Here is a 15876-nt window from a genome sequence, read left to right on the forward strand (position 1 = left end):
GACCGGCCGGAATGTCTTAACCGGGGCTTAGGGTCCGGGCAGCGCGCCACTATCCCGTTTCGTCTGATCCTGGCAGCCACAACCGAGGAAAGGTGAGCAAGATGAACCGCAAGACCCTGATCGTGGCGTCGGCGGGCGGCGTGGCGGCGCTCGCGCTGGTCGGTTCGGCCATCGGTGTCGCCGCCGCCGAGGAGCGGACCGGCCGGACCACGTTGGCCGCCGCCACCACGGCCCCGGCGGCCCCGACCACCACCCCGGACGACAGCGCCGCCGTGCCGACCAGCCCGGGAGCCACCGACGCCCCGACCACCGCCGCCCCGACCAGCGCCGCGCCGAGCGCGACCGGCTCGCCGTCCGGCGGCGTGGGCCCGGCCGCCGGTGACGCCGCTGTGGACCTGCAGCGGGCCGGTGAGATCGCCCTGGCCCGCGTCGGCGGCGGCGAGATCGTCGGGATCGAGGCCGAACGCGAGGATGGCCGGGACGTGTGGAGCGTGGAGATCGTCGACGGGCAGACCGAGCACGAGATCGACGTGGACCGCAAGGACGGCGCGGTGGTCAAGGCCGAGCAGGAGCCGGTCGACGATGACGATGACGATGACGACGACGGCGATGACGACGGCGATGACGACTGACCCGGGCCGGCACGCACCGGCCCGGCGTCGCGCTGGGGAACCGCCGGACCCGGTGGCTACGCCGGGTCGGTGACCCGCCGGGCCCGCTCGGCCCGCCGACGGATCCGCTGGTACGCGCCCGTCAGGCCCATCGCCCGGCGTACCTCGGTCACGGTCTGCCGCACCTCGTCGCGGGTCCGTTCGGTGCCCTCGACGATCAGGCGGTCGACCAGCCCACGCTCGGCAGCGAACCGGGCCCGGCGTTCCCGGATCGGGTCCAGGAAGTGGTTGACCGCGACGGCCAGCCGCTCCTTGACCTCGACGTCGCCGATCCGTCCGGCCCGGTAGCGGTCGGCCAGCTCGGCCACCTCGGCCCGGTCCGGGTTGAACACGTCGTGGTAGACGAAGACCGGGTTGCCGTCGACCCGACCCGGCACGTCGGCCCGGATCCGGTTCGGGTCGGTGTACATCCCCAGCACCTTGCGCCGGACCACGGCCGGCTCGTCGGCCAGGTCGATCGCGTTGCCCAGGCTCTTGCTCATCTTGGCCCGCCCGTCCGTGCCGACCAGCGCGGGCGTCTCGGCCTGGATCAGCTCCGGTACGGGGAAGACGTCCCCGTAGAGGTGGTTGAACCGGCGGGCGATCTCCCGGGTGACCTCGACGTGGGCCGCGTTGTCCTTGCCGACCGGCACCACCCCGGCGCGTACGCAGAGGATGTCCGCCGCCTGGAGGACCGGATAGCCGAGCAGCCCGTACGGCATCTCCTCCTTGCCGGCGGCCCGGGCCATCTCCTTGAGCGACGGCACCCGTTCCAGCCTCGGCACGGTGACCAGGTTCTGGAGGAGGGTGAACAGGTCACCGACCTCCGGCACGGCGGACTGGAGGTAGAACGTCGCCTGGTCCGGCTCGACCCCGGCGGCGAGGACGTCGAGGACCATCTCCCGGGCGTTGTCGGTGATCCGGGAGATGTCCTCCCGGGTGTTCCTGGTGGTGAGCATGTGCAGGTCGGCGATGATGAAGAAGCTCTCGTAACGCTTGTGCAGTCGGACCCGGTTGGCGATGCTGCCGACGTAGTGGCCGAGGTGCAGCCGCCCGGTCGGGCGGTCGCCGGTGAGCATCCGTGCAGCGGACATGGTGGGACGCCTTTCGTGTCGTACCGGTGGAAGGGCGCGCGGACGTGCGCGTCCCCGGGCGGTCCCGCCCGGGGGATCAGCAGGGTCGGCTCAGCGAGCCGGTTGCCATCGCGCGCCGTCGCGGAACCGCAGCCCGCGGGCACGAAGGAGGTCCAGGAGGCCGTCCCGGTCGTCGCCGGATCCGACCACCGGCACGTGCGGCACGACGTCGGCCGGAAGCTCGTCGCCCGTGTCGACGGCTTCCGGCGCGAGACTGCTCGCCCGGATCATGTGTCCACGGTAACCCCGGGGACCGCCGCCCGGGTGCCGGCGCGTGCCGGGAGGGCACCCGCCGGCCCGGCCGTTCCGGGGGTGCGGCCGCTCCGTCGGCGCGGCCGTTGCGGGACGCCGACGGTGGTGGCGTGCCGCCGAGGCTGGACGCGGGGTGAGGTGGCGGCGTCCGCTGGCATACTCGGCGGGCATGGTGCTGTCACGGGGCTGGGCCCTGTTCCTGGTCGGCGTCGGGGTGTGGACCTGGGCGATCTGGCCGAGGTTCGCCGTCGCGATCTGGAACGACCCGCGCTCCTGGGCCGGCGGGTCGGTCGGCGGGGGCGGAGGCACCGGCTTCCTGTGGATCCACGCGCTGCTGATCGCCGCTTCGTTGACCGTCGGTACGACCGTCGGGGTGCTCGGCGTCCGGGGCCTGCTCGCCGCCCGACGCTCCGGCCAGCGCCCGTGACCAGGCGGGATAGCAGGCCATCAACGATGTGACGCAGGCCGCTACCCACCCGATTTGACGTCCAAACCCTCGGACGCGTAACTTTCTCTCTGCCAGCGCGGAACGGACGAAACAGGGCAAAGGTCCTGGGAGGCCGGAGCGGGTGGTGTCGGGTGGTGTTCGGTTGGGTCGGCCTGGGGGTCGATTTGGCGGGGCGGAACTGGCCGGGTATGGTTGACGATCGGTAGGGAACCGGGCGTGCTTGCGGGTGACTGCGGCGGCCGGCCTGCCAAATCCGATGATCTCAGTGTGGTGGTTTGCTGCTGTCTGGGGTTGTGGGTGCTGAACCGGGTGAAGTCGGGTCAGATCGGGTCAGACCGGTTTGACGGGGTGGAAACGGTGAGGTAACGTAGTAGAAGTGCCCGGCGCGGGAGCGGCGGGGATGGGAACGGTTTGCCCCGGATGGGTCTCCACGGTGGTGGGGGTTGCTGATGGTGTGTGGTTGTTCTTTGAGAACTCAACAGGGTGCTTGATAAGCCAGTGCCAATTAGTTATACCGCCGTGCTGGCGCAGACCTTTGTGGTTTGTGTTGGTGGGGATTCCTTTGGCAACACTTTTTGTTGCCGGGATGGATTTTTCGACAGGTTTTTGTTGGAGAGTTTGATCCTGGCTCAGGACGAACGCTGGCGGCGTGCTTAACACATGCAAGTCGAGCGGAAAGGCCCTTCGGGGTACTCGAGCGGCGAACGGGTGAGTAACACGTGAGCAACCTGCCCCAGGCTTTGGGATAACCCTCGGAAACGGGGGCTAATACCGAATATGACCTTCGGTCGCATGATTGTTGGTGGAAAGTTTTTCGGCTTGGGATGGGCTCGCGGCCTATCAGCTTGTTGGTGGGGTGATGGCCTACCAAGGCGACGACGGGTAGCCGGCCTGAGAGGGCGACCGGCCACACTGGGACTGAGACACGGCCCAGACTCCTACGGGAGGCAGCAGTGGGGAATATTGCACAATGGGCGGAAGCCTGATGCAGCGACGCCGCGTGAGGGATGACGGCCTTCGGGTTGTAAACCTCTTTCAGCAGGGACGAAGCGCAAGTGACGGTACCTGCAGAAGAAGCACCGGCCAACTACGTGCCAGCAGCCGCGGTAAGACGTAGGGTGCGAGCGTTGTCCGGATTTATTGGGCGTAAAGAGCTCGTAGGCGGCTTGTCGCGTCGACTGTGAAAACCCGCGGCTCAACTGCGGGCCTGCAGTCGATACGGGCAGGCTAGAGTTCGGTAGGGGAGACTGGAATTCCTGGTGTAGCGGTGAAATGCGCAGATATCAGGAGGAACACCGGTGGCGAAGGCGGGTCTCTGGGCCGATACTGACGCTGAGGAGCGAAAGCGTGGGGAGCGAACAGGATTAGATACCCTGGTAGTCCACGCTGTAAACGTTGGGCGCTAGGTGTGGGGGGCCTCTCCGGTTTCCTGTGCCGCAGCTAACGCATTAAGCGCCCCGCCTGGGGAGTACGGCCGCAAGGCTAAAACTCAAAGGAATTGACGGGGGCCCGCACAAGCGGCGGAGCATGCGGATTAATTCGATGCAACGCGAAGAACCTTACCTGGGTTTGACATGGCCGCAAAACCTCCAGAGATGGGGGGTCCTTCGGGGGCGGTCACAGGTGGTGCATGGCTGTCGTCAGCTCGTGTCGTGAGATGTTGGGTTAAGTCCCGCAACGAGCGCAACCCTCGTTCGATGTTGCCAGCGCGTTATGGCGGGGACTCATCGAAGACTGCCGGGGTCAACTCGGAGGAAGGTGGGGATGACGTCAAGTCATCATGCCCCTTATGTCCAGGGCTTCACGCATGCTACAATGGCCGGTACAATGGGCTGCGATACCGTGAGGTGGAGCGAATCCCAAAAAGCCGGTCTCAGTTCGGATCGGGGTCTGCAACTCGACCCCGTGAAGTCGGAGTCGCTAGTAATCGCAGATCAGCAACGCTGCGGTGAATACGTTCCCGGGCCTTGTACACACCGCCCGTCACGTCACGAAAGTCGGCAACACCCGAAGCCGGTGGCCCAACCCTTGTGGAGGGAGCCGTCGAAGGTGGGGCTGGCGATTGGGACGAAGTCGTAACAAGGTAGCCGTACCGGAAGGTGCGGCTGGATCACCTCCTTTCTAAGGAGCACCATCCGGCGAAAGCTGGTATGGGGCCCGCGGCCTGCGAATGTTGGGTCGGGGTGCTCGAATGGCGGAGACACTGGTGAGTTTTTGCTGGGCAACGGCCTGAGATTCTAGTACAGCTGCCTTGTGGGGTGGTGGGAACGGGTTGATGGTGCGGCTTGGTGGGAATGTAGGGCACCCTGTTGGGTCCTGAAGGAACAACCCTGTGTGGTGGGTTTCTTCTGGATGTGACTGCCAGGCATGGCCTGGTTTCTCATACCGTCGGCGGTTGTCGGGTCTGGTGGGAGACTGTGGGTTGTGGGTTGGTCGTTTGTTGAGAATTGCACAGTGGACGCGAGCATCTTTGTGGTCAAGTTGTCAAGGGCGAACGGTGGATGCCTTGGCACCAGGAGCCGATGAAGGACGTGGGAGGCCGCGATAGGCCTGGGGGAGCTGTCAACCAAGCTGTGATCCCAGGGTGTCCGAATGGGGAAACCTGGCATCAGTCATGTGATGTCACCTGCACCTGAACACATAGGGTGTATGGGGGGAACGCGGGGAAGTGAAACATCTCAGTACCCGTAGGAAGAGAAAACAATTTAGTGATTCCGTGAGTAGTGGCGAGCGAAAGCGGATTTAGGCTAAACCGGTTGCGTGTGATACCTGTCAGGGGTTGCGTGGTCGGGGTTGTGGGACCCTGCTCAACATGCTGACACGTGTTGGAGAAGTTACAAAGTCAGTGGCTAGTCGAACAGTCTGGGAAGGCTGACCGTAGACGGTGATAGTCCGGTAGGTGAAAGTTGCTGACCTTCTGTGGGTGTTCCCGAGTAGCGGCGGACTCCTGAAATCTGCCGTGAATCTGCCAGGACCACCTGGTAAGCCTGAATACTTCCTGGTGACCGATAGCGGACGAGTACCGTGAGGGAATGGTGAAAAGTACCCCGGGAGGGGAGTGAAATAGTACCTGAAACCGTTCGCCTACAATCCGTCGGAGCCTTGCGGGGTGACGGCGTGCCTTTTGAAGAATGAGCCTGCGAGTTAGTGGCATGTGGCGAGGTTAACCCGTGTGGGGGAGCCGTAGCGAAAGCGAGTCTGAATAGGGCGTTTTAGTCGCATGCTCTAGACCCGAAGCGGAGTGATCTAGCCATGGGCAGGCTGAAGCGCGGGTAAGACCGTGTGGAGGGCCGAACCCACCAACGTTGAAAAGTTGGGGGATGACCTGTGGTTAGGGGTGAAAGGCCAATCAAACTCCGTGATAGCTGGTTCTCCCCGAAATGCATTTAGGTGCAGCGTCGTGTGTTTCTTGCCGGAGGTAGAGCACTGGATGGTCTAGGGGGCCCACAAGCTTACCGAAATCAGCCAAACTCCGAATGCCGGTAAGTGAGAGCGCGGCAGTGAGACTGCGGGGGATAAGCTTCGTAGTCGAGAGGGAAACAGCCCAGATCACCAGCTAAGGCCCCTAAGCGTGTGCTAAGTGGAAAAGGATGTGGGGTCGCATAGACAACCAGGAGGTTGGCTTAGAAGCAGCCACCCTTTAAAGAGTGCGTAATAGCTCACTGGTCAAGTGGTTCCGCGCCGACAATGTAGCGGGGCTCAAGCACACCGCCGAAGCTGTGGCATTCACATGGTACTTCGCGGCGCCTTGATGTGCCGTGCAGGTGTGTGGATGGGTAGGGGAGCGTCGTGCCGGGGGTGAAGCGACGGGGTGACCTAGTCGTGGACGCGGCACGAGTGAGAATGCAGGCATGAGTAGCGAATGAAGGGTGAGAAACCCTTCCGCCGGATGACCAAGGGTTCCAGGGCCAGGCTAATCCGCCCTGGGTGAGTCGGGACCTAAGGCGAGGCCGAGAGGCGTAGTCGATGGACAACGGGTTGATATTCCCGTACCCGCGAAGGAGCGCCCGTGATGAACCTCGTTGTGCTAACCATCCGAGCTGCAGGTGGTCTTCGGATCATGTGTGGTGAGCGTGGGAACCTGGCGGGTAGTAGTCAAGCGATGGGGTGACGCAGGAAGGTAGCTGAGCCCGGCCGGTGGTTGTGCCGGGGTAAGCGTGTAGGCCGTGCCATAGGCAAATCCGTGGCGCACAGGGCTGAGACGTGATGCCGAGCCGATTCAGGTGAAGTCAGTGATCCTATGCTGCCGAGAAAAGCCTCTAGCGAGTTCCGAGCGGCCCGTACCCCAAACCGACACAGGTGGTCAGGTAGAGAATACCGAGGCGATCGGGTGAACTGTGGTTAAGGAACTCGGCAAATTGCCCCCGTAACTTAGGGAGAAGGGGGGCCGGAGACGTGAAGCCCCGCGCGGGTGGAGCGTTGTATGGCCGCAGAGAGCAGGGGGAAGCGACTGTTTACTAAAAACACAGGTCCATGCGAAGAAGTAATTCGATGTATATGGACTGACGCCTGCCCGGTGCTGGAACGTTAAGGGGACCTGTTAGCTCTTCGGGGCGAAGCGGAGAACTTAAGCGCCAGTAAACGGCGGTGGTAACTATAACCATCCTAAGGTAGCGAAATTCCTTGTCGGGTAAGTTCCGACCTGCACGAATGGCGTAACGACTTCCCCACTGTCTCAACCACAGGCCCGGCGAAATTGCAGTACGAGTAAAGATGCTCGTTACGCGCGGCAGGACGGAAAGACCCCGGGACCTTTACTATAGCTTGACATTGGTATCCGAATTAGCTTGTGTAGGATAGGTGGGAGCCGGTGAAGTCCATACGCCAGTATGGGTGGAGGCAATCTTGAAATACCACTCTGGTTGATTTGGGTATCTAACTTCGGACCGTTATCCGGTTCAGGGACAGTGTCTGGTGGGTAGTTTAACTGGGGCGGTTGCCTCCTAAAGGGTAACGGAGGCGCCCAAAGGTTCCCTCAGCCTGGTTGGCAATCAGGTGTTGAGTGCAAGTGCACAAGGGAGCTTGACTGTGAGACTGACAGGTCGAGCAGGGACGAAAGTCGGGACTAGTGATCCGGCACTTGCGTGTGGAAGCGGTGTCGCTCAACGGATAAAAGGTACCCCGGGGATAACAGGCTGATCTTCCCCAAGAGTCCATATCGACGGGATGGTTTGGCACCTCGATGTCGGCTCGTCGCATCCTGGGGCTGTAGCAGGTCCCAAGGGTTGGGCTGTTCGCCCATTAAAGCGGTACGCGAGCTGGGTTTAGAACGTCGTGAGACAGTTCGGTCCCTATCCGCCGTGCGCGTAGGATACTTGAGAAGGGCTGTCCCTAGTACGAGAGGACCGGGACGGACGAACCTCTGGTGTGCCAGTTGTCCCGCCAGGGGCACGGCTGGTTGGCTACGTTCGGAAGGGATAACCGCTGAAAGCATCTAAGCGGGAAGCTCGCTTCAAGATGAGGTATCCCACCCTGGTGACAGGGGTAAGGCCCCCAGCTAGACGACTGGGTTGATAGGCCGGAGATGTAAGCTCGGTAACGGGTTCAGTCGACCGGTACTAATAGGCCGAGGACTTGACTACAAAGATTCTGCTCGCGTCCACTGTGCAACTCACGACAAACGAACACCACGCTCGTGTGTGTTTGATAAGTCGATAGTGTTACGGCGGTCATGGCGGAGGGGAAACGCCCGGTTACATTCCGAACCCGGAAGCTAAGCCCTCCAGCGCCGATGGTACTGCACTCGGGAGGGTGTGGGAGAGTAGGACACCGCCGGACAATCTTTCAACGAGGGTCACCCCAGCTGGGGTGACCCTCGTTGCGTTTCCCGGGGGAATTCTTCCGATCTTGCGGGGTATCTGCCTGGTGGTCCGACCGGACCGCCGACAGGCGGAGGCAGGAGAGAACCCTCATGAGAATCGGGATCATCGGCTCAGGGCACATCGGTGGCACCCTCACCCGACGGCTGACCGCCCTCGGGCACGAGGTGACCGTCGCCAACTCCCGGGGCCCCGAGTCGCTGCGTGACCTGGCCACGGAGACCGGCGCGGCAGCCGGGACCGTCGAACAGGCTGCCGCCGCCGACGATCTCGTGGTGCTGGCCGTACCGCTGGCCGCCGTACCGGCGCTGCCCGGCGACGCGTTCAGCGGTCGGGTCGTCGTCGACGCGAACAACTACTACCCCCAGCGGGACGGTGAGATCCCGGAGCTCGCCGACCGGAGCCTCACGTCGAGCCGGTGGACCGCCGACCGGCTGCCCGGCGCCCGGGTGGTGAAGACGTTCAACACCATCCAGGCGCAGCATCTGCTGGAGAACGGCCGCCCGGCCGGCGAGGCCGAGCGGATCGCGCTGCCCGTCGCCGCCGACGACGCGGACGCCAAACAGCTCGTGATGAATGTGGTCGAGTCGCTCGGCTTCGACCCGGTGGACGCCGGGACGTTGGACGAGAGCTGGCGGCAGCAGCCGGACACCGCCGTCTACGGCACCGACCGGGACGCCGACGGGGTGCGCCGCGGTCTGGCCGAGGCGCGCCCCTGAGGGGATGCGACAGGCAGGACGGGAACGCCCCCGCCGGCCGGGTGGCCGACGGGGGCGTCACGGCGCCGGCGGAGGTCAGGGTTGTGTCGGTCCGCAGACGAAGCGCGGCTCGGCCTGGTAGGTCCAACTGAACTTCTCCCGCTTGACCACCTGGCCGTTCTTGCGGATGACCCGGAAGGCGTCCTGGGTGAAGCCGTCGATGCCGTTGGTGGCGATGCAGGACGGGCCGGGCTCCAGGTGGATCACCTTCGGCCTGGTGATGTTGCGGCGTGGGCCGTACTCGGTTTTCACGCTGTCGTAGATCTTCGTGCTCCAGATGGAGACGGTCACCGAACTCGACGTGTACGAGGTGTCGATCATGACGCCGTACGGGGTGTCGTTGCGGAACTTGAAGTCGAGATTCGGGTAGAAGATCGTCGACTCGATCACCGCCGGGTACCGGCTGAACCAGTACGAGTGCGGCTTGTGCTCGACGTCCTCCAGACCGGCGTAGTAGGTGGCGTTGAACAGGGTGGTGGTGAACTGCGACGTGCCACCGCCGACGCCCGGCACCAGCTTGCCGTCGAGGATGACCGGGGCGTCGTGGTAGCCCTGCTGGTAGTTGCGTTCGCCGGTGTGGCCGTTCAGCGAGAACGTCTCCCCGGGTTGGACCACCGTGCCGTCCACGTCCTTGGCGATCTGCACGATGTTCTTGCTGCGCGGGGCGGACAGACCGCCGGTGAACCGGGTGGTGAAGCTGGAGACCTTCTCCTTGATGCCGAGCGTGCCGACCTTCTCGGTGGTCAGCTTCGCGTCGACCGGCTTGAGCTCGCCGGTGACGGTACGGTCGGTGGTCCTCGGCAGGACGGCGAGGAGGTCCCGGGCGAGCGCGGTGTCGTCGAGGCGCTGCCCGGGGCGGCTCGCGACGACCTTCGGCGTGCGGCCGACGACGGTCATCGTGGCGTCCTTCGGCTCGACCTCGATCGCGGCCAGCTTGCCGCCGAGGGCGGCGCGCAGCTTCTTAACGTCGAGTTTCGGGGTCAGCTTGCCGGCCTTGTCCACCGGGAAGCTGAGGCTGCGGGCGATCGCGCTCGGCGGGATGCTCACCGAGCCCCTGGCGGTGGTCAGTTTGACCGGCGCGGCGACCGCCGGCCCGGCCAGCTCGGCCACCAGGCGGTCGACCTCCTCGGCGCTGGTCGCCGGGTGCTTCTCGACCAGCGGCACGACGACCGGTTGGCCGCCGAGCCAGCCCGCCCGCAGCGCGTCGGCCGCGGTCTGGGCGTCCACCGTCAGGCTGGGGCGGGGGTGGACCTTCTTCGGCGTGGTGCCGCTGTAGGTGATCTTCGGCATGGTCATCTTCCGCCCCTGCGGGCCGACCGCCGGCTCCAGGGCGGCCGCCAACCGGACCGGATCCACCACCACGACCGGCTCGACCGACCGGGAGCCGAACAGCCGGCTGACCGGGGCGGCCTGCGCCTCGGCGGCTGCCGCGACGGTCGCGTCCACGTCCACCGTCAGCCCGACGTCGGCGGGCGTGAGCTGGACGGTCCGGTCGCCGACGCGTACCTCGACGGGGGTGGTGAGGGTCGCGGCCCGGCGCTCCAGCTCGGCGCGGAGCTCCCGGGCGGCGTCCTCCCGGCTCTTTCCGCCCACCTCGGTCCCGAGGACCGACGTGCCGCGGGGAATCTCACCGGCGTAGGTGTAGCCGCCGACGCCCGCGCCGACCGCGAGCACCGCGACGGCCACCCCGGCGGCGAGCGCCAGCCGGCCGCGCCGCCGGGCTCGGGGCGCCGGGGCCGGCGGCTGCGGCTGCGGCTGCGGCTGCGGCGCGGGACCGGGGGGTGGCGGCGCGTCGTCCACCGCGGGCCAGGTGACCGCGGTGACCTGGACGGTGGGCCGGTCGTCGCCGGGCGGGAGCTTGTCGCCGTACAGAGTCACTGGCAGAACCTCGATCGAACGTACCCGGGGAGAGGGGGACTCCCCGACGAACGACTACGTTAGCCAACGCGACCGGCTCCCCGGGAGTGCGCGTCGCGTCACCTCCGGGGAGCCGGGGGCGGCTCAGAGCCGGCCGAGCGCCTGACGCAGCGGATCGAGACCGAGCGCGCCCAGGTTGAGCGCCTCGCGGTGGAACTCCTTCAGGTCGAAGTCGGGCCCCTTGCGGATCTTCGCGTCGTCCCGGGCCTGGAGCCAGATCCGCTCCCCGACCTTGTACGAGGGGGCCTGCCCCGGCCAACCCAGGTAGCGGTTGAGCTCGAACCGCAGCATCTCGTCCGGCACCCGGCAGTGCGCGCGCATGAACTCCCAGCCCAGCTCCGGCGTCCAACGCTCGCCCGGGTGGAAGTCGAACGCGTTGCCCTTCGGGATCTCCAGCTCCAGGTGCATGCCGATGTCCACGATCACCCGGGCCGCCCGGAACGCCTGGCCGTCGAGCATGCCGAGCCGGTCACCCGGATCCTCCAGGTAGCCGAGCTCGTCCATCAGCCGCTCGGCGTACAGGGCCCAGCCCTCACCGTGCCCGGAGACCCAGCAGAGCAGCCGCTGCCAGCGGTTGAGCAGCTCCGCCCGGACGGCCGTCTGCGCCACCTGGAGGTGATGGCCGGGCACGCCCTCGTGGTAGACCGTGGTCACCTCGCGCCAGGTGGAGAAGTCGGTCATGCCCTGCGGCACCGCCCACCACATCCGCCCCGGGCGGGCGAAATCCTCGCTCGGGCCGGTGTAGTAGATGCCGCCGTCGCTGGTCGGGGCGAGGCAGCACTCCAGCCGGCGGACCTGCTCCGGGATGTCGAAGTGGGTCCCGTGCAGCTCGTCGACCGCCCGGTCGGAGAGCGCCTGCATCCAGTCCCGGAACGCCTCCTTGCCCCGGATGGTGCGCGCCGGGTCGGCGTCCAGCGCGGCCACCGCGTCGTCGATCGTCGCGCCGGGCCCGACGATCTGCGCGGACACCGTCCGCATGTCGGCCTCCAGCCGGGCCAGCTCCTCGAAACCCCACGCGTACGTCTCGTCCAGGTCGATCCGCGCGCCGAGGAAGTAACGGGACGCCAGCTCGTAGCGGTCCCGCCCGACGGCCTGCTTGTCGCGGCCCCGGGCGGCCAGCTCGTCGCGCAGGAACCGGCCGAACTCGGCGGTCGCCGCGGTGGCCGCCGACGCGCCCCGGCGCAGCTCCGCGCCGAGCGTGCCGTCGACCCCGAGCCGCTCGACCAGGCCGTGGAAGAAGTCGTCGCCGTCCGGGTCCGTCCAGATGTCGCACTGCTTGGCGACCTCGACGATCTGGACGCGGGACGAGACGTGGCCGGCGTCGGCGGCCCCGCGCAGCGTGGTCTTGTAGCTCTCCAGGGCGCCGGCGAACGCGTTGAGCCGGGTCGCGACGTTCGCCACCGCGTCGTCGCCGTCGGTCGGCATCAGGTCGAAGACCGAACGCAGCTCGTGCAGCCCGCTGGCGATCACGTTCAGCTCGCTGGTCTCCTCGCCGGCTTCGTAGCGGGCCAGGGAGAGCCCGAGGCGCTCCTGCATGGCCTCCTGGGCGGTCCGTTCCGCCGCCGACGCCGGCTCGGCGGCGTCCAGCTCGGCGAGGGTACGGCGGGTCAGCTCGGCGCGGGCGGCGTACCCGTCGGGCGACAGGTCGTCGAGCTGGTCGTCATGGCCGGCGATGCCGGCGTAGGTGGCGCCGGCCGGGTTGAGCGCTGCCCACTCCACCACGTACCGGTTCGCGAGGTCGTCGATTCGTCCCACGGGGGAACCCTACGTGAGCGTCGGCCTTTTCCGCGTGGCTCAGGGCAGCAGGTCGGCCGGGTCGAGATCGATCGGGAACGGCGCGTCCACCCGGAGCCGTTCCCCGTTGACCACCTTGGCGACCGGGACGTGCCCGCCGCCGTCGAGGGCGAAGAGCTCGACGGCGGCGCTGCGCAGCCGCCGGACGATGGTCACCCGCATGAAGTACGGCACGCCGCCCTCGGCGCAGCGGCGCGGCTTGTCGACGAAGTCCTGTCGGCGGCTGCCGGGGGAGACGAACTCCACCGCGAGGGCGCACAGCCGGGCCGGCACCCAACGGTCCTCCTCGTCGGTGGCCGGCAGGGTGTGCAGGATGGTCACGTCCGGCTGGATCCAGCGCTGCGGCCCGAAGGTGAGATTGACCTGCCCGTACACGTAGAAGCCGGCGGCTTCGGCAGCCGGCCCGAGTAGCCGGGCGAGTCTCATCTCGCCGAAGCTGTTGCTGCCAACTTCCGCAGGGGTCATGACCAGCCTTCCGTCGACGCACTCGTAGCGCACGGGGGGTAGCTCCGGGAGGGGGAGGTACCGGTCGGCGAGCTGGGTGGTCCAGCTCCCGGCGAAGTCGACGAGCGGGTCGAATTCCATCGGCATGGCCATTGGCGCCACCTCCTGTGCTGGTCAACGCCACCAATGGTAGGTGGGTCACGGTGACGCCGGACACGGTGACCGGGTGGTGCGCGGCCCCGCCGGTACGGCAGAGTGTCAGGAGTGATACCGCGCCTCACCCCTGACAAGCCGGCGCTGCGGAGCTGGCTGCCCGGCTTCGTGCTGCTCGCCGCGATCTGGGGCTCCAGTTTCCTGTTCATCAAGATCGGCGTACGGGAGCTGCACCCGCTGTACGTCACCCTCGGCCGGGCGGCCACCGGCGCGGCGACCCTGCTGGTGGTGCTCGCCGTGCTGCGTGACCGACTGCCCCGCGACCCGCGGCTCTGGCTGCACCTGAGCGTGGTGGCCGCGTTCGGCGTGGCCGTCCCGTTCACCCTCTTCGGGTACGGCGAGGAACGCATCCCGTCGCTGCTGGCGGGCATCTGGAACGCCACCACCCCGCTGGTCGCCCTGCCGATGGCGGTGCTGGTGTTCCGAACCGAGCGGCTGACCGTACGGCGGGCGGTCGGGTTGGGGCTGGGCTTCGTCGGGGTGCTGGTGGTGCTGGGCGTCTGGCAGGGCCTCGGTGGGGCCACCTTCACCGGGCAACTCCTCTGCTTCGGCGCCGCCGCCTGCTACGGCTTCTCCATCCCGTACCAGAAGCGGTTCGTCGCGGGCCGGGCCGAGTCGGGCCTGTCGCTGTCGGCGGCGCAGTTGCTGATCGCGACCGCCCAGCTCGCCGTGGTGGCGCCGTTGATCGCGGGAGCGCCGCCCGCGCCCACCGGGCTGTCGGTCGACGTGCTGGCCAGCGTGCTGGCCCTGGGCGCGTTCGGCACCGGACTGGCCTTCGTGATCAACCTGCGCAACATCCGGAAGATCGGGGCGAGCGCGGCGTCCACCGTGACGTACCTGATCCCGGTCTTCGCGGTGCTGGTCGGCGCGGTGGTCCTCGGCGAGACGCTGACCTGGCACCAGCCGGTCGGGGCGTCGATCGTGCTGCTCGGCGTGGCGGTGTCGCAGGGCTTCCCGCGCCGCCGCCGGCCCGGCGTCCGCGACGCCGGGCCGTCCGCCGCGCCCCCGACCCCCGATCCGACCCGCCGCCCGCCGGCCACCGGGGCCCGCGTCGAGCAACCCGCCCGACCCGGCCGGTGACGGCCCGACCGGTCCCGGGCGACGCAGCGCGCCCACGGACGTCCGTGCCGGCCGGAGGGTCACGGTCGGTGGTCGGCGTCGGCTCACGGTCGGTGGTCGGCGTCGGCGTGGGACGCCGTCCAGGCCAGCAGGTCGTCGGCCGGCCAGGTGTTCACCACCCGGTCGGCGGGCACCCCGCAGCGGGCCGCGCGCTCACACCCGAACCGCTGCCAGTCGAGCTGCCCGGGCGCGTGCGCGTCGGTGTTCACGGCGAACAGGCAACCGGCCTCCAACGCCCGCCGGATCAGCCGTTTCGGCGGATCCTGCCGCTCCGGACGGGAGTTGATCTCGACGGCCTTGCCGTGCTCGGCGCAGGCGGCGAAGACGGCGTCCGCGTCGAAGTCGCTCTCGGCCCGGGTACGCGGGCGACGCGCCCCGCCCCCGGACCCCCGCCCGCCGCGCCCCCGGTCGTCGCCGTCCTTCCCGGCGTGCGCCCGGTCGCCGGGCCCGGTCACCCCGGGCGGGCGGGCGGAGACCATCCGGCCGGTGCAGTGGCCGAGCACGTCCAGGTGCGGGTTGGCGATCGCGGTGAGCATCCGCCGGGTCATCCGGGCGCGCTCGTCGTTCAGGCCGCTGTGCACCGAGCCGACCACCACGTCCAGCCGGGCGAGCAGGTCGTCGTCCTGGTCGAGTGAGCCGTCGGCGAGGATGTCCACCTCGATCCCGGTGAGGATCCGGAAACCCTCCGGCAGCGCGTCGTTGAGCCGCGCCACGTGGTCGAGCTGGCGGCGCAGCCGGTCCGCGGTCAGCCCGCGCGCCACCCTCAGCCGCGGCGAGTGGTCGGTCAGCGCCAGGTACTCGTGCCCCAGCTCGACCGCCGCGAGCGCCATCTCCTCGATCGGCGAGCCGCCGTCGGACCAGTCCGAGTGGGTGTGACAGTCGCCGCGCAACGCCGCACGCAGGGCGGCGGCCCCGGCGTCCAGGTCGACGCCCTCGGTCGCCGTCAACCGGCGCAGGTAGACCGGCTCCTCGCCGGCCAGCGACTCGACGACGCAGCGGGCGGTGACGTCACCGACCCCGGACAGCTCGGTGAGCCGGCCGGACCGTGCCCGTTCGGCGACCTCGGTGGCGGGCAGCGCGCCGAGCGTGGCGGCGGCCGACCGGAAGGCGCGCACCCGGTAGGTGGCCTCGTTGGCCCGTTCCAGCAGGAACGCGATCCGACGCAGGTCGGCGATGGGATCCCGGCGGCTCACGGGTCGAACCTACGGCCCGGGACGGTCGGGCGCAGCCCGTCAGGCGTGCCGACTCCCCGGGTCCGCTCCGCCGCCCGCCGGTCCCCGCCGCCCGGGTCCGTTCCGCCGCCCGCCGCCCGGGTCCGTTCCGCCGCCC

The 15876-nt window shown here is 67.8% G+C and carries 10 protein-coding genes and 3 rRNA genes; 7 read left to right on the forward strand and 6 right to left on the reverse strand.

The features are described from left to right. The first annotated feature begins 101 nt into the window (after nt 1-101). Complete coding sequence (locus O7606_RS21500; RefSeq protein WP_281595836.1) at nt 102-632, forward strand: PepSY domain-containing protein; 531 nt, start codon at nt 102-104, stop codon at nt 630-632. A gap of 56 nt (nt 633-688) precedes the next feature. On the opposite strand, the gene trpS is transcribed toward O7606_RS21500, so the two are convergent. Together trpS and O7606_RS21510 are read right to left on the reverse strand one after the other, a co-directional pair. After that, a complete protein-coding gene (gene trpS / locus O7606_RS21505; RefSeq protein ID WP_281595837.1) occupies nt 689-1744 on the reverse strand; it encodes a tryptophan--tRNA ligase in 1056 nt (351 codons plus the stop codon). 90 nt (nt 1745-1834) lie between these two features. Next, nucleotides 1835-2014: a hypothetical protein gene (locus tag O7606_RS21510; RefSeq protein ID WP_281595838.1), complete on the reverse strand. Its 180-nt coding sequence runs from the start codon at nt 2012-2014 to the stop codon at nt 1835-1837. 190 nt (nt 2015-2204) lie between these two features. Here O7606_RS21510 and O7606_RS21515 point away from each other — a divergent pair, with 190 nt between their 5' ends. From O7606_RS21515 to O7606_RS21535, 5 genes are all read left to right on the forward strand, one after another. Next, complete coding sequence (locus tag O7606_RS21515) at nt 2205-2462, forward strand: hypothetical protein (RefSeq protein ID WP_281595839.1); 258 nt, start codon at nt 2205-2207, stop codon at nt 2460-2462. 627 nt (nt 2463-3089) lie between these two features. Next, nucleotides 3090-4604, forward strand: a 16S ribosomal RNA gene (locus O7606_RS21520). A gap of 353 nt (nt 4605-4957) precedes the next feature. Then, nucleotides 4958-8065, forward strand: a 23S ribosomal RNA gene (locus O7606_RS21525). Nucleotides 8066-8144: 79 nt separating this feature from the next. Further along, nucleotides 8145-8261, forward strand: a 5S ribosomal RNA gene (rrf, locus tag O7606_RS21530). The 16S, 23S and 5S rRNA genes sit together here, the layout of an rRNA operon. 40 nt (nt 8262-8301) lie before the next feature. Further along, nucleotides 8302-9021, forward strand: coding sequence for an NAD(P)-binding domain-containing protein (locus O7606_RS21535; RefSeq protein ID WP_281595840.1), 720 nt, complete (start codon nt 8302-8304; stop codon nt 9019-9021). A 75-nt stretch (nt 9022-9096) separates the two neighbouring features. Here the strand turns inward: O7606_RS21535 and O7606_RS21540 are convergent, their stop codons facing one another. From O7606_RS21540 to O7606_RS21550, 3 genes are all read right to left on the reverse strand, one after another. Further along, on the reverse strand, nt 9097-10944 hold the full coding sequence (locus O7606_RS21540) for a VanW family protein (RefSeq protein WP_281599791.1): 1848 nt from the start codon (nt 10942-10944) through the stop codon (nt 9097-9099). 117 nt (nt 10945-11061) lie between these two features. Beyond that, nucleotides 11062-12732: a DUF885 domain-containing protein gene (locus O7606_RS21545; protein WP_281595841.1), complete on the reverse strand. Its 1671-nt coding sequence runs from the start codon at nt 12730-12732 to the stop codon at nt 11062-11064. Between the two features lie 39 nt (nt 12733-12771). Beyond that, nucleotides 12772-13368 carry a Uma2 family endonuclease gene (locus tag O7606_RS21550; RefSeq protein WP_281595842.1) on the reverse strand — a complete coding sequence of 199 codons (597 nt, stop codon included), beginning with the start codon at nt 13366-13368 and terminating at the stop codon, nt 12772-12774. A gap of 111 nt (nt 13369-13479) precedes the next feature. Between O7606_RS21550 and O7606_RS21555 the strand changes: the two genes are divergently transcribed. Further along, nucleotides 13480-14508, forward strand: a complete 1029-nt coding sequence (locus O7606_RS21555; protein WP_281595843.1) for a DMT family transporter — start codon at nt 13480-13482, stop codon at nt 14506-14508. Nucleotides 14509-14591: 83 nt separating this feature from the next. Here the strand turns inward: O7606_RS21555 and O7606_RS21560 are convergent, their stop codons facing one another. Next, nucleotides 14592-15740 (reverse strand): PHP domain-containing protein, encoded by a 1149-nt coding sequence (locus O7606_RS21560; RefSeq protein WP_281595844.1) that lies wholly within the window; start codon nt 15738-15740, stop codon nt 14592-14594. Nucleotides 15741-15876: the final 136 nt, after the last annotated feature.

This window comes from Micromonospora sp. WMMD882 (assembly GCF_027497255.1).
In the GTDB taxonomy this organism is placed as follows: domain Bacteria; phylum Actinomycetota; class Actinomycetes; order Mycobacteriales; family Micromonosporaceae; genus Micromonospora.

Bases quoted from the DNA above. Each gene is read 5' to 3' on its own strand.
- O7606_RS21515 (WP_281595839.1), top strand. From the start codon at position 2,205: ATGGTGCTGTCACGGGGCTGGGCCCTGTTCCTGGTCGGCGTCGGGGTG.
- O7606_RS21500 (WP_281595836.1), top strand. From the start codon at position 102: ATGAACCGCAAGACCCTGATCGTGGCGTCGGCGGGCGGCGTGGCGGCG.
- O7606_RS21510 (WP_281595838.1), bottom strand. From the start codon at position 2,014: ATGATCCGGGCGAGCAGTCTCGCGCCGGAAGCCGTCGACACGGGCGAC.
- O7606_RS21550 (WP_281595842.1), bottom strand. From the start codon at position 13,368: ATGGCCATGCCGATGGAATTCGACCCGCTCGTCGACTTCGCCGGGAGC.
- trpS (WP_281595837.1), bottom strand. From the start codon at position 1,744: ATGTCCGCTGCACGGATGCTCACCGGCGACCGCCCGACCGGGCGGCTG.